The sequence below is a fragment of the Streptomyces sp. NPDC004266 genome (assembly GCF_042874095.1).
Taxonomy (GTDB): domain Bacteria; phylum Actinomycetota; class Actinomycetes; order Streptomycetales; family Streptomycetaceae; genus Streptomyces.
On sequence record NZ_JBIAMM010000005.1, the window covers coordinates 482,237 to 495,318 of the forward strand.

10 protein-coding genes are annotated in these 13,082 nt (G+C 75.2%); 6 read left to right on the forward strand and 4 right to left on the reverse strand.

Annotated features, from left to right (window positions below):
- The first annotated feature begins 4 nt into the window (after positions 1-4).
- Positions 5-4,672, forward strand: coding sequence for a hypothetical protein (locus ACFYUZ_RS15955; RefSeq protein ID WP_389309269.1), 4,668 nt, complete (start codon positions 5-7; stop codon positions 4,670-4,672).
- Between the two features lie 78 nt (positions 4,673-4,750).
- Here ACFYUZ_RS15955 and ACFYUZ_RS15960 read toward each other — a convergent pair whose 3' ends face one another.
- Positions 4,751-5,119 carry a hypothetical protein gene (locus ACFYUZ_RS15960; RefSeq protein ID WP_389309271.1) on the reverse strand — a complete coding sequence of 123 codons (369 nt, stop codon included), beginning with the start codon at positions 5,117-5,119 and terminating at the stop codon, positions 4,751-4,753.
- Between the two features lie 437 nt (positions 5,120-5,556).
- Here ACFYUZ_RS15960 and ACFYUZ_RS15965 point away from each other — a divergent pair, with 437 nt between their 5' ends.
- The 4 genes from ACFYUZ_RS15965 to ACFYUZ_RS15980 are packed head-to-tail and all read left to right on the forward strand — an operon-like array spanning position 5,557 to position 9,898.
- Positions 5,557-8,430 carry a nitrate- and nitrite sensing domain-containing protein gene (locus tag ACFYUZ_RS15965; protein WP_389309273.1) on the forward strand — a complete coding sequence of 958 codons (2,874 nt, stop codon included), beginning with the start codon at positions 5,557-5,559 and terminating at the stop codon, positions 8,428-8,430.
- Positions 8,427-8,876, forward strand: coding sequence for a roadblock/LC7 domain-containing protein (locus tag ACFYUZ_RS15970; RefSeq protein ID WP_030691332.1), 450 nt, complete (start codon positions 8,427-8,429; stop codon positions 8,874-8,876). Before ACFYUZ_RS15965 ends, ACFYUZ_RS15970 begins: the two co-directional genes overlap by 4 nt.
- 10 nt (positions 8,877-8,886) lie before the next feature.
- Positions 8,887-9,312 carry a DUF742 domain-containing protein gene (locus ACFYUZ_RS15975; protein ID WP_389309275.1) on the forward strand — a complete coding sequence of 142 codons (426 nt, stop codon included), beginning with the start codon at positions 8,887-8,889 and terminating at the stop codon, positions 9,310-9,312.
- The gene (locus ACFYUZ_RS15980; RefSeq protein WP_389309277.1) at positions 9,293-9,898 is read left to right on the forward strand and encodes an ATP/GTP-binding protein; all 606 of its coding nucleotides are present in this window, start codon (positions 9,293-9,295) and stop codon (positions 9,896-9,898) included. Before ACFYUZ_RS15975 ends, ACFYUZ_RS15980 begins: the two co-directional genes overlap by 20 nt.
- Positions 9,899-9,972: 74 nt before the next feature.
- Here the strand turns inward: ACFYUZ_RS15980 and ACFYUZ_RS15985 are convergent, their stop codons facing one another.
- From ACFYUZ_RS15985 to ACFYUZ_RS15995, 3 genes are all read right to left on the reverse strand, one after another.
- A complete protein-coding gene (locus ACFYUZ_RS15985) occupies positions 9,973-11,160 on the reverse strand; it encodes a lipid-transfer protein (RefSeq protein ID WP_389309279.1) in 1,188 nt (395 codons plus the stop codon).
- On the reverse strand, positions 11,157-11,630 hold the full coding sequence (locus ACFYUZ_RS15990) for a Zn-ribbon domain-containing OB-fold protein (RefSeq protein ID WP_389309281.1): 474 nt from the start codon (positions 11,628-11,630) through the stop codon (positions 11,157-11,159). Before ACFYUZ_RS15990 ends, ACFYUZ_RS15985 begins: the two co-directional genes overlap by 4 nt.
- A 65-nt stretch (positions 11,631-11,695) precedes the next feature.
- Positions 11,696-12,517, reverse strand: a complete 822-nt coding sequence (locus ACFYUZ_RS15995; protein ID WP_389309282.1) for a M15 family metallopeptidase — start codon at positions 12,515-12,517, stop codon at positions 11,696-11,698.
- Here ACFYUZ_RS15995 and ACFYUZ_RS16000 point away from each other — a divergent pair.
- The gene (locus ACFYUZ_RS16000) at positions 12,516-13,076 is read left to right on the forward strand and encodes an NUDIX domain-containing protein (protein ID WP_389309283.1); all 561 of its coding nucleotides are present in this window, start codon (positions 12,516-12,518) and stop codon (positions 13,074-13,076) included. The genes ACFYUZ_RS15995 and ACFYUZ_RS16000 overlap by 2 nt on opposite strands.
- Positions 13,077-13,082: the final 6 nt, after the last annotated feature.

Genomic DNA, 13,082 nt, shown 5'->3' on the forward strand with positions numbered 1-13,082 from the left:
CCGCATGTACGAGCTGTCCCGGGTCCGCCTCTACTCCATCGGTCCCGCCGGTGCGCGCTACGCCGACACCGTCCTGGACCTGCGCGGAGTCGGCGCGCCCGTGCCCCACCCCGCCCCCACCCAGGCGGAGTTCTTCGAGGAGGAGCCGGTCGGCCCGCCGCGCCGCCCGGCCCCCGCGGGCGTGCTCTTCCTGGAGAACGGCGGCGGCAAGTCCGTCCTCCTCAAGCTGATCTTCTCGGTCATGCTCCCCGGCCACCGCAACACCCTCGGCGGCGCCAGCTCCGGCGTGCTGCGCAAGTTCCTCCTGGCCGACGACTGCGGCCACGTGGCCCTGGAATGGCAGCACACCCTCACCGGCGAACTCGTCGTCGTCGGCAAGGCCAGCGAGTGGCGCGGCCGCCAGGTCTCGAACGACCCGCGGAAGTTCGCCGAGGCCTGGTACTCCTTCCGTCCCGGCCCCGGACTCAGCCTGGACAACCTCCCCGTCGCCGAGGCGACCTCCGTCCGCCCGCCCGTCGAGGGCGCCTCCGGCGCCACCGGCCGCCGCCGCACCATGAAGGGCTTCCGCGACGCGCTCACCGAGGCCGGGAAGGCGTACCCGCACCTGGAGGTGGTCTGGGAGGAGATCCACGACCGCTGGAACGAACACCTCGGCGACCTCGGCCTCGACCCCGAACTCTTCCGCTACCAGCGCGAGATGAACGCCGACGAGGGCGAGGCCGCCGGCCTCTTCGCGGTCAAGAAGGACTCCGACTTCACCGACCTGCTGCTGCGCGCCGTCACCGACACCCGCGACACCGACGGCCTCGCGGACCTCGTCGGCGGCTTCGGCAACAAGCTCGGCCGCCGCGCCGAGCTGACCGCCGAGCGCGACTTCACGGCCGGCTCCGTCGACCTCCTCGGCCGGATCGTCGAGGCCGCCGGGACCCGTGCCCACGCGCGCGAGGTCCACACGGGCGCCGAGCGCCGCACCCGCACGCTCGCCCGCCGGCTCTCCGCCCGCGCCGCCGAGGAGCGTGGCCGCGCCGCCGAACTCGCCCAGCAGGTCACCTCGGCCGGGCACGCCGTCGCCGAGGCCGAGACCGCCCGCGGCCGCAGCTCCCTCATCGCCGCCGAACTCGCCTACCGCCACGCCTCCCTGGCGCTGACCGCGGCCGAGAAGGGCGCCGCCGCCCAGCGCCGCGAACTCACCGACGCCCGCACCCTGCACTCCGCCTGGCAGGCGGCCGAGGCGGTGCTGCGCCACCGGGCCGCCGGCGACCGCTCCGCGCGCGTGGCCGCCGCCATCCGCGAGGCCGAGCGCGACGCCGCCCCCGCCCTGGCCGCCCGCGCCAAGGCCGCCGCCGACCTCGTACGGGCCCTCGCCGCCGCCGCCGAGGAGGGCGAGCGCCACGCGGCGGAGGAGGAGGAACGCTCCACCGCCCTCCAGGACGCGAGCGAGACCGCCCACCGGGACGCCACCGCCGCCGCCACCGAGGCCCAGCGGGCCCGCAGCGAGGCCGGCCACCTGCGCCAGCGGCTCGCCGAGGTCGAGCAGGAGACCGCCGAGGCCGTCCGCGCCGGCTGGCTCGACGACACCGCCCCGGACGCCGACCCGGCCCGCGCCGCCCTCGCCGCGAGCGACGCCGAGAAGACCACGGTCGCCGCCTGGGACACGGCCCGCGAGGCCGCCCGCACCGCGGCCGAGCGCGCGCGTGAGGCGGCCGGCGCCGAGTCCCGCGCCGAACTCGCCGCCGCCCGCGCCGCGGACGCCGCCGAGGCCGCGGGGAACGCCTACGACGCGGAGCGCCGCGCCGCCGAGTCCCTCGCCTCCGAGGAGCGCCTCGCCGAACTCCTGAGCCTGCCGTCCTCCGGCTCCCCGCTCCCGGGACAGCGCGCCGCCGGTCCCGGCGCCGAGGCCCCCGAGGAGGACACGGGCGCCGGGAGCACGCCCCAGGGCCCGCTCACCGTCACCGACTTCGACCGGTACGCCGACGAGCTGCGCGGCCTGCTCGACCAGGCCGTCGCCTCCGCCGAGAGCCGGCTCTTCGAGCTGCGCACCGCCGCCGCCGACGACTCCCGCATCCTCGGCGCCCTCGGCGACGGCGGCCTGCTGCCGCCCGGTCCCGACGTCCTCGCCACCGTCGAGTACCTCGGCGAGCACGGCATCCCCGCCCTCCCCGGCTGGCGCTACCTCGCCCAGGCCGTCGACCCGGCCGACCACGCGCGCGTGCTCGCCGCCCGCCCCGAGCTCGTCGACGGCGTCGTGATCACCGACCCCGTCTCGTACGGCCGCGCCCGCGAGGTCCTCGGCACCGCCGCCCTGCTGCCCCGCTCCGCCGTCGCCGTCGGCACCGCCGCCGCCCTGCTCGCCCCCGTACCCGCGCAGGAGGCGGCCGACGACACCGGCGTCTTCCTGGTGCCGCCGAACCCGGCCATGCACGACGAGCACGCGGCCGACGAGGAGCGCCACGCGCTGCGCGCCCGCGCCACCGCCCGCGACGAGGAGATCCGCACCCTCGCCGCCCGCCTCGCCGGCGACCGCTCCCTCGCCTCCCGGATCGGCGCCTGGCGCGCCGACTGCCCCTTCGGGATGCTCGCCGAGCTCGCGTCCGTCGCCGCGACCGCCCGCGAGACCGCCGAGGCCGCGGCCGCCGCCCTCGACGCGGCCCGCACGGCCCGTACGGAGGCCGACGAGGCCGCCTCCGAGGCCGCCCGGCTCCGGGACGAGCGCCAGGAGGCCGCCCAGCGGGCCCGCCGGGTCGCCGACGCGCTCGCGGGTCTCGCGTTCCGGCTGCGCGAGCGGTCCGCCTGGCAGGCCAAGCTCCGCGAGCTCGCCGACGACGCCACCGAGGCCGAGGCCCGCGCCCAGACCTGCCTGGAGCGCGCCCGCGCCGCCGACGAGGACCGCCGCGCCGCCCAGCGCGCCGCCGACGACGCCCACCGTACCGCCCGTGCCCTGCGGGCCGAGCGCGCCGAGATCGCCGGCGCCCCCGATGCCCTCCCCGAGGAGGACCCGGCCGCGCCCCGCGCCGCGCTCCCCACCCTCCGCGAGGCCTACCGGGCCGCGTCCCAGCTGTACGAGAAGGTCGGCGTCGGCGCCGACCTGCGCGCCGAGCAGGCCCGTGCCGAGAGCGACGAGTCCGCCGCCCTCGCCGAGCTCGACCGCCTCACCAACAAGGTCCGCACCCGCGCCGAACAGCTCCTGGAGTCCACCGACGGCGCCGACGGCCCGTCCCGGCAGGCGGCCGTCGCCCGCGCCGAGGCCCTGGTCCAGATGCTGGAGACCCGCGCCTCGGAGGCGAGCGAGAAGCTCGGCCGGCTCCGCGGCGAGGCCGAGCGCCTGGCCCCCGAGGACGGCGAGGCGCACACCGAGCTGCCCGAGGAACTGGTGCCCGCCGACGCCGAGCGGGCCCAGGCCCTGCTCCGTACCGCCACCGCCGAACTCGCCTCCCGCACCGACGCCCTGGAGGCTGCACGGGCCGCCCACGCCGGCCTGCTCCGGGACCACCGGACCGCCGAGGACGCGGCCGGCGGCTTCGACGAGACGGCGGCCCTGCTGCGCGACCTGCTCCGCGACCACGCGGACGAGGAGCGGGAGGAGACCGAGCCGTACCCGGGCAGCCTGGAGGAGGCCCGCACGACGGCCGCCGAGGCACGCCGCGCCCTGCGCGCCTGCACGGCCGAGCTGTCCGCCGCCGACGCCGCGGTGCGCGAGGCGAGCGACATCCTCGTCCGGCACGCCAACTCCACTCGCTACGAGCAGGTCCGCACCCCCGCCCGCCAGCAGATCCGCGAACTGCCCGCGTCCGCGCTGCCCGAGCACGCCGCCAAGTGGGCCGAGGCCTTCGCGCCCCGGCTGCGGGTCCTCACCGACGAGCTGGAGCAGCTGGAGCGCAACCGGGACTCGATCGTGGACCGGCTGAGGGGCCTCGTGGAGTCCTCGCTCGCGACGCTCCGCTCCGCCCAGCGGCTCTCCCGGCTCCCCGAGGGCCTCGGCGAGTGGTCGGGCCAGGAGTTCCTCCGCATCCGCTTCGAGGAGCCCGACCAGGCCACGCTCGCCGAGCGGCTCGGCGAGGTCGTCGACGAGGCGACCCGTGCCGCCGTCAGGAAGAACTCCGACCTGCGGCGCGACGGCATGTCCCTGCTCCTCAGGGGCGTCCAGGCGGCGCTCGAACCCAAGGGCGTCTCGGTCGAGATCCTCAAGCCGGACGCGGTGCTGCGCGCCGAGCGGGTCCCCGTCGGGCAGATGGGCGACGTCTTCTCCGGCGGCCAGCTGCTCACCGCGGCCATCGCCCTGTACTGCACGATGGCGGCGCTCCGCTCCAACGACCGGGGCCGCGACAAGCACCGGCACGCGGGCACGCTGTTCCTCGACAACCCGATCGGCCGCGCCAACGCCACGTACCTCCTGGAGCTCCAGCGGGCCGTGTCGGACGCGCTGGGCGTCCAGCTCCTCTACACGACGGGCCTGTTCGACACGACCGCGCTCGCCGAGTTCCCGCTGGTGATCCGGCTGCGCAACGACGCGGACCTGCGGGCCGGACTGAAGTACATCAGCGTGGAGGAGCACCTGCGCCCCGGGCTGCCGCAGCCGGCCGCGGAGGGGGAGACGATCCACGGCGAGATCACGGCGACGCGGATGTTCCGCCGCCACCAGTCCGACGACGCGGCTCCGGCGGACGAGGCGTAGTCCCCGGTCGTACGCCGTGCAACGGCGAGCGGCCCGGCCCCCTCTCGGGGGCCGGGCCGCTCCTCTTCGCCGCTCTGCTCACGCCGCTTCGGACAGCGGCGCCGTCTCCGTCCGGCCCTCGTCGTGCCGCGCCCGGATCTGCGGACGGGCCGCGCTGCTCGGCTCCGACACCACGCCGTTGCGCTGGCGCCACACCTGACGGGTGATCCAGACGTCGAGGACGCTCCAGGTGGCCACGACCGTCGACGCCACCGCGGTGACCGTCACCGGAAACGCCAGCCACGCGCCCGCGACCGTGCAGAAGAAGGCCACCACGGCCTGAATGAGTGTCACCGACGTGATCATCACGGCCCGCACGGCGGCGTTGCGCACCGGATCGGGCATCCGCCGTCGGCCCCGCTCCTCCTCCACCCACAACTGCCGCGCCGACCGCGCCTCGTGTTCCATTGTCCCGTCACTCCCCACCACTGAACGACCTCAGGGACGGCTGCCCGTCTTGAGCGCCTTTACACGGACAGGACCCTCCCCGTACTCATTGACGCACGAGAGAGGGAAAAGGTTTCGCCCGGGTGGGGGCGAGCGGGACCCACGCACCGGCGGAACGGACAGTTCCAGCCATCTGCGCAGGCCGGAGAAATGGCACGCCATCAGGTGTCCTACGCCACAGTGGTCAATCCCAACTCCAGCAATACCAGGACATCTCATGATCAAGACTCACTCGACAGGCTGAAAATCGCTCGGACACGCCTTCGGAATGGCCGTGATGCAGTAGTAGGCTCGCGCCGCCGTTTGTTGAAATTCAAGGTTGACGCCGCGTGTTGACGCCGGCGGTCACGAACGTGAAGGTCCCCCGTGGCGCAACGGGGGCCGAGCTGGGGGAGGCCATGCGCTTTCGCGGGAAGTCCATCCGCAGGAAGATCGTGGCGTTGCTGCTCGTACCGCTCGTCTCCCTCACCGGCCTGTGGGGCTTCGCCACGGTCCTGACGGGCCGCGAGGCCGACCAGCTCCTCGACGTCGGCTACATCGTCGACAAGGTCGGCTACCCCCTGGAGGACACCGCCCGGGTCATCCAGATCGAACGCCGCCAGTCGCTCATCTACCTCGCCGACCCGCGCGGCTCCAACGCCCTCGCCTCCCTGCGCGAGACCCGCCGCGCCACCGACCGGCAGATCGCCCGCATCCGCGCCAACGCCGCCGACCCCGGCGTGCGCGAGGAGATGCGGCCCGTCACCACCCAGCGGCTCAACTCCCTCCTCGACGCCCTCGACGGCCTCGCCTCGCTGCGCCGCTCCGTCGAGGGCCGCGACATCGGCCGCATGCAGGCCCTCGAGTTCTACAACCGGCTCGTCGACCCCTGCTACAGCTTCCTCATCACCCTCCACGCCCTCGAGAACGTGGAGATGGACAAGCAGGGCCGCGCCCTCGTCGGCGTCACGCGCGCGCGGGAGCTGCTCTCCCGCGAGGACGCCCTCGTCCTCTCCGCGCTCGTCGCGGACCGCGTCACCTCCGAGGAGATACGCGCGATATCCGACCTCGTCGCCAACCGCGTGGCGTTCTACGAGGTCAACCTCGAACTCCTGCCCTCCGCCGAGCGCGAGCGCTTCGAGAAGTACTGGCGCAGCCCCGACACCCAGCCGCTGCGCACCGCCGAGAACGCGCTCATCGAAGAGGGCCCCACCGACCACCCCCGCGCCATCACCGCCGAGCGCTGGCAGGACCAGGCGAGCCCCGTCCTCGACGACCTCGCCCGCGAGAACACCGCCGCCGGCGACCGCTACCAGGAACGCGTCCAGCCCGCCGCGTACAGCGTCCTCCTCAAGGTCGGCGTCGCCGGCGTCCTCGGCTTCCTCGCCCTGCTCGCCTCGATCGTCATCTCCGTCCGCGTCGGCCGCGAACTCGTCCGCGACCTGCGCCGCCTGCAGAAGGAGGCCCAGGAGGTCTCCGGCGTCCGGCTGCCCAGCGTCATGCGCCGCCTCGCCGCCGGTGAACAGGTCGACGTCGGGACCGAGGTGCCCCACCTGCGGTACGGGGAGGACGAGGTCGGCCAGGTCGGCCAGGCCCTCAACACCCTCCAGCGCGCCGCCGTCGAGGCCGCTGTCAAGCAGGCGGAGCTGCGCCGCGGGGTCTCCGAGGTGTTCGTCAACCTCGCCCGCCGCAACCAGGTCCTGCTCCACCGCCAGCTGACCCTCCTCGACACCATGGAGCGGCGCACGGAGGACACCGACGAGCTGGCCGACCTCTTCCGCCTCGACCACCTCACCACCCGCATGCGCCGGCACGCCGAGGGCCTCGTCATCCTGTCCGGCGCCGCCCCCTCCCGCCAGTGGCGCAAGCCCGTCCAGCTCATGGACGTGGTCCGCGCCGCCGTCGCCGAGGTCGAGGACTACGAGCGGATCGAGGTGCGCCGTCTGCCCCGCCTCGGCGTGGGCGGCCCCGCCGTCGCGGACCTCACCCACCTCATCGCCGAACTCCTCGAGAACGCCACGGTGTACTCGCCCCCGCACACCGCCGTCCAGGTCCTCGGCGAGCGGGTCGCCAACGGCTTCACCCTGGAGATCCACGACCGCGGCCTCGGCATGAACCCCGACGCCCTGCTCGACGCCAACCTCCGGCTCGCCGAGACCCCCGAGTTCGAGCTCTCGGACACCGACCGGCTCGGCCTCTTCGTCGTCAGCCGGCTCGCCCAGCGCCAGAACGTCCGGGTCTCGCTCCAGACCTCCCCGTACGGCGGGACCACCGCGGTCGTCTTCATCCCGGCCGCGCTGCTCACCGACGCGCCCGAGACCCAGGGCGCCGGATTCCGGCTCGACCGCAAGACCCTGGAGGGCCCGGGGCGGACCGACGACGCGTCCGCCGCCGGCGCCCTGCCCACCCGCAGGCCGGCCCTCACGAAGGTCCCCGACGTGACCGAGGCGCCCGGACCGCTGGACGGCCCCGTCGAGCTGGAGGCGCCGCTCGGCACCGAGGACTTCGACGTCCTCCTCGACCGGTCCGCGGACCTCCTCGACAGCGACAGCGAGCGCGGCGGCCTCTTCCGGCCCCGCGACCGGCGCCGCACCGGACTCGCGCCCGCCGGCGAGCAGCACGAGCAGGCCCCGGACCGGACGACGGGCCGCGGCGAGCAGGACGCGCCCGCCGACGGCACGCTCCGCGGGCCCGCGCAGCTGCCGCGCCGCCGCACCCCGACGCTCGTCGTGGACCACGGCCGCCGCCTCGACGAGCCGGACGGCGCCCACGCCCAGGCCGACCGCGCGCACCCGCAGCCGGGCCGCGCCCACGCCCAGGCCGACCGCACCCAGCCGCAGCAGGACCGCGCGCATCCGCAGGAGCACCGGGCGGACCTCCCGCAGGACGACCGGCGCGGAGTCCGCCCGGGACACCCGCACGGCGACGGGCGCGCCACCCCGCCGGGGCCGGGCGCCGGTCCCGTCCTCGTCCCCGTACCACCGGAGGGGCCCGTGCCGCCGGAGAACCCGGAGCCGTTCGGCGGCCTGCCCCGCCGCGTCCGCCAGGCCAGCCTCGCGCCCCAGCTGCGCGAGGCCGAGGGCCCGGCCGGCCGCGGTGCGGGAACCCGCGCCGAGGCCCGTACGGGCACCGGAGCGCGGTCCGAGGGGCCCGACTCCTTCGAGCGCGACGCCGAGGAGGTACGCGCCCGCATGGCCGCCATGCAGCGTGGCTGGCAGCGGGGCAGGCGGGACACCACAGAGCCGGACGACCCGACAGCACCAGGAACGACACCCGAGGGGGACGGTCGATGACCGCACCGAACGCCGCAGCACCCAGCACGACCTCCGGACCCGGACGCGGAAACGGCGAGCTGAACTGGCTCCTCGACGAGCTCGTCCAGCGCGTCGGCTCCATCCGCAAGGCCCTGGTGCTCTCCAGCGACGGACTCCCCACCGGTGCCTCCCAGGAGCTCACCCGGGAGGACGGCGAGCACCTCGCCGCCGTGGCCTCCGGCTTCCACAGCCTCGCCAAGGGCGTCGGCCGCCACTTCGAGGCGGGCAAGGTCCGCCAGACGGTCGTCGAGCTGGAGGACGCCTTCCTCTTCGTCACGGCCGCCGGCGACGGCAGCTGCCTGGCGGTGCTCGCGGACGCCGACTCGGACGTCGGCCAGGTCGCCTACGAGATGACGCTGATGGTGAAGCGGGTGGGGGCCCACCTCACGACGGCTCCCCGGACCGGCCTGCCCTCGGGAGGGTGAGTGGGACGGCATGAGTGACGAAGCCGAGCGCGGCCGGCGGGAAGCGGGCCAGACCCCCGGCCCCCACCACTGGTTCGACGACGAGGCCGGCCCGGTGGTCCGTCCGTACGCGATGACCCGCGGCCGGACGAGCGCCGCCGGCCGCCATCGGCTCGACCTGATCGCGGTGGTCGTTCCCGAGCCCGCCGCCGACGACCCCGGCCGGGACCAGACGCTCTCCCCGGAACACGTGGAGATCGTCGAGCGCTGCTCCGAGCAGCCCCAGTCGATCGCCGAGCTCGCCGCCGGACTCGACCTCCCCGTGGGGGTGGTACGGGTCCTCGTCGGCGACCTCGTCGAGGACGAACTCGTCCATGTGACCCGCCCCGTTCCGCCGGCCGAGCTGCCGGACGTGAGCATCCTTCGCGAGGTGATCAATGGCCTTCGGGCGCTCTAGCCGCAAGAAGCCCTTCGTCGAGCCGGTGACCCTGAAGATCCTCGTCGCGGGCGGGTTCGGGGTCGGCAAGACGACGCTGGTGGGCGCGGTCAGCGAGATCAGGCCCCTGCGGACCGAGGAGATCCTCAGCGAGGTGGGGCGGCCCGTCGACGACCTGCACGGCGTGGAGACCAAGACGACCACCACGGTCGCCATGGACTTCGGCCGGATCACCCTCCGCGAGGACCTCGTCCTCTACCTCTTCGGCACCCCGGGGCAGGACCGCTTCTGGTTCCTGTGGGACGAGCTGGCCCAGGGAGCCCTGGGCGCGGTCGTCCTCGCGGACACCCGCCGCCTGGAGGACAGCTTCGCCGCCATCGACTACTTCGAGCGGCGCGGCATCCCGTTCACGGTGGCCGTCAACTGCTTCGAGGGCGCCCAGCGGTTCCCGGCGGAGACGGTGCGCGGCGCGCTCGACCTGGACCCCGAGGTGGAGCTGCTGATGTGCGACGCCCGGGACCGCGAGTCCGTGAAGAACGTCCTCGTGGCGGTCGTCCAGCACGCCCTGGTCCTCGCGGACCGCGGCCCCGCCGCCGTCACGACCTGACGGCGGGGCGCCCGGCCCGCTCGCCGGGGGCCCTGCCGAGCGGGCCGGGCCCGCGGGGCACGGTCCCGGCCGGCTCAGCGCACCGCCACCACCGCCGAGCCGTGGCCGAACAGGCCCTGGTTCGCGGTGATCCCGACCCGTGCCCCCGGCACCTGCCGGTCGCCCGCCGTGCCGCGCAGCTGCCGGGTCAGCTCGCAGACCTGCGCGATCGCCTGGGCGGGCACCGCCTCCCCGAAGGAGCCGAGGCCGCCGCTGGTGTTGACCGGCAGGCGCCCGCCGAGGGCCGTGGCGCCCTCCCGCAGCAGCTTGGCGCCCTCGCCCCGCGGACAGAGCCCGATGTCCTCGTACCACTCCAGCTCCAGGGCGGTGGACAGGTCGTAGACCTCCGCGAGGGACAGGTCCTCGGGTCCGATCCCCGCCTCCTCGTAGGCGGCGCGGGCGATCGAGGCGCGGAAGGCGTGCGGGGCGGGGGAGACGGCCGCCGCCGAGTCGGTCGCGATGTCGGGGAGGTCGAGCACCGCCTTGGGGTACGTGGGGGAGACCGTGGACACCGCCCGTACCCGGACCGGGTCGGGCTGCCCGTGCCGACGGGCGAACTCCATGCTGGAGAGCACGAGCGCGGCGCCCCCGTCCGAGGTGGCGCAGATGTCGAGGAGCCGCAGCGGATCGGCGACGACGGGGGAGGCCGCGACCTCCTCGGCGGTCACCCGCCTGCGGTAGCGGGCCAGCGGATTGAGCGCGCCGGCCGCCGCGTTCTTCACCTTCACCCGGGCGAAGTCCTCGGCCGTGTCGCCGTACAGCGCCATCCTGCGGCGCGCGTAGAGGGCGAAGTACGCCGGGTTGGTCGCCCCCAGCACCCGGAACCGCAGCCAGTCCGGGTCGCCGGGCCGCTCGCCGCCGGCCGGGGCGAGGAACCCCTTCGGCGTCGAGTCCGCCCCGACGACCAGGACCGCGTCCGCGAGCCCCGCGAGGATCTGGGCCCGGGCGGTGCCGATGGCCTGGGCGCCCGAGGCGCAGGCGGCGTACACGCTGGTGACCCGCGCCCCCTGCCAGCCGAGGGCCTGCGCGAAGGTCGCCCCCGCCACGTATCCCGGGTATCCGCACCGCATGGTGTCGGCGCCGACGACCGAGTCGATGTCGGACCACCGCAGACCTGCGTCGGCGAGCGCGGCGCGGGCGGCGGCCGTCCCGTACGAGACGAAGCTCCGGCCCCACTTCCCCCAGGGGTGCATCCCGGCCCCGAGCACGGCGACGTCGTTCACGACCGCTCCTCCCGCCGCTCCCCGGCCACCGGCCGCCAGTTCCAGGTGGTCCAGGTGTGCCGCTCGTCCTCGTCGAGGACGCCCGGCACCACCTCGACCTCGGTCCCGACGGCGAGGTCGGCCGTCGTCACGCCCGGCGCCGCCTGCCCGAGGACCACCATCGCCTCGGCCGCGAGCTCGACGGCGACGAGGGTGTACGGCTCCCAGGGGGCGTCCGGGTCGGAGACGTACGGGGCGGGCGGACGGTACCGGCCGTCGGTGTACGACCAGACCCGGCCGCGCGGCGAGAGCGGGACCTCGGCCAGCTCCCTGCCGCCCGGGCAGCCGGGGTTGCGGCACCAGTCGTCCTCCCGCGGGAAGAAGACCGACGCGCAGGCCGTGCAGCGGGTGCCGAGCAGCCGGAACTCCGCCTCCGGCACGGTGTCGTCGGTGAACCATCCGGCCACCACCGGTCTGCGCGTCCGTGCCATCGGGACCTCCCGTGATCTGACGAAGCGTCAGAAGTCTGCCACGGGTGCCCGGTGCTGAGAAGGGCTCAGTGCCCGGCCACCGACCTCCGCGCCACGGGGAAGTCGAAGAACGTGCCCGGGAACGGCTCCGGCTTGAAGGTGAAGTGCCACCACTCCTCGGGCAGGTTCACGAACCCCTGCTCGGCCAGCGCCCCCTTGAGCAGCTGCCGGTTCGCCCGCTGCGCGCCCTGGATCCGCGGGTCGTCGGTGTGCGAGCGCGTGTCGAAGCAGTCGTACCCGGTCCCCATGTCCACCGAGTTGTCCGGGAACCGCTCCGCCTGCGGCGCCCAGCACTCCACCAGCTCCTCGCCCGGCACGTACGCGCGCGTGGGCGCCGCCGGCAGCCGCACGATCGTGAGGTCCACCGTCGAACCCCGGCTGTGCCCCGACTTCTCCGCGATGTAACCGTCCGCGAACAGCCTCGACTTGTCGACGAGCGGATAGAACTCCTTCTTCATCCGCTCGTCCTCCAGGTCCTTCGCCCAGCGCCCGAAGTGGTCCACGGCCCGCTGCGGCCGGTAGCAGTCGTACACCTTCAGCGTGTACCCCCGGGCCAGCAGCCGGAGCTGCGCGCGGTGCAGCGCCTCGGCCGCAGGACGGGTCAGGATGCACAGCGGCTGCCGGTAGCCGTCCACCGGTTCGCCGACGAAGTTGTGCCCGGTCGTGTAGCGCATCTCCTGGAGGATCGTCCGGTCCACGGAGCTCAGGGCCACGAACTCCCGCGGCGCCTTGGGCTCCGGCGCGGCCGAGGCCGGGGGAGCGGGCGCGACGACGGAACCGGTGACGGCGAGGAGTCCGGCCGCGGCCACGACGGCGAGGGTGCGGAAAGCGGTTGCGAGTCCAGTCATGCGCACCGTCTATCAGTTCCGGCAGCGCCGGGAAAGGGCGATCGCATACCGTCGGGCCGTGAAGGACTCCCACTGCTCCTCCTGCGGCGCCGCCCACCTCCCCGGCGCCGGCTGGCCCCGCACCTGCCCGGCCTGCGGCCACACCGCCTACCGCAACCCGCTGCCCGTCGCCGTCGCCCTCCTCCCCGTCACCGACGCGGAGGGCACGGGCCTCGTCGTCGTCACCCGCACCATCGAGCCCGCGCGGGGCGGGGTCGCCCTGCCCGGCGGCTTCATCGACCACGGCGAGGACTGGCGCGCCGCCGTCGTCCGCGAACTGCGCGAGGAGACCGGCATCCCCGCCTCGGCCGAGGAGGTCCGCCTCGCCGACGCGCTGAGCTCCCCGGCCGGCCACCTCCTCCTCTTCGGCCTCCTTCCGCCCCGCCCGGCCGCGCAACTCCCCCCGTCGGCCCCGACGGACGAGACGAGCGGCCACCACGTGCTCAGGGCACCCGGGGAGCTGGCCTTTCCGCTCCACACGGAGGCGGTACGGAAGTGGTTCGACGGGGCTTACGGGTGATCGGGT

Bases quoted from the DNA above. Each gene is read 5' to 3' on its own strand.
- ACFYUZ_RS15955 (WP_389309269.1), top strand. From the start codon at position 5: ATGTACGAGCTGTCCCGGGTCCGCCTCTACTCCATCGGTCCCGCCGGT.
- ACFYUZ_RS15960 (WP_389309271.1), bottom strand. From the start codon at position 5,119: ATGGAACACGAGGCGCGGTCGGCGCGGCAGTTGTGGGTGGAGGAGGAG.
- ACFYUZ_RS15965 (WP_389309273.1), top strand. From the start codon at position 5,557: ATGCGCTTTCGCGGGAAGTCCATCCGCAGGAAGATCGTGGCGTTGCTG.
- ACFYUZ_RS15970 (WP_030691332.1), top strand. From the start codon at position 8,427: ATGACCGCACCGAACGCCGCAGCACCCAGCACGACCTCCGGACCCGGA.
- ACFYUZ_RS15975 (WP_389309275.1), top strand. From the start codon at position 8,887: ATGAGTGACGAAGCCGAGCGCGGCCGGCGGGAAGCGGGCCAGACCCCC.
- ACFYUZ_RS15980 (WP_389309277.1), top strand. From the start codon at position 9,293: ATGGCCTTCGGGCGCTCTAGCCGCAAGAAGCCCTTCGTCGAGCCGGTG.
- ACFYUZ_RS15990 (WP_389309281.1), bottom strand. From the start codon at position 11,630: ATGGCACGGACGCGCAGACCGGTGGTGGCCGGATGGTTCACCGACGAC.
- ACFYUZ_RS16000 (WP_389309283.1), top strand. From the start codon at position 12,516: ATGCGCACCGTCTATCAGTTCCGGCAGCGCCGGGAAAGGGCGATCGCA.
- ACFYUZ_RS15995 (WP_389309282.1), bottom strand. From the start codon at position 12,517: ATGACTGGACTCGCAACCGCTTTCCGCACCCTCGCCGTCGTGGCCGCG.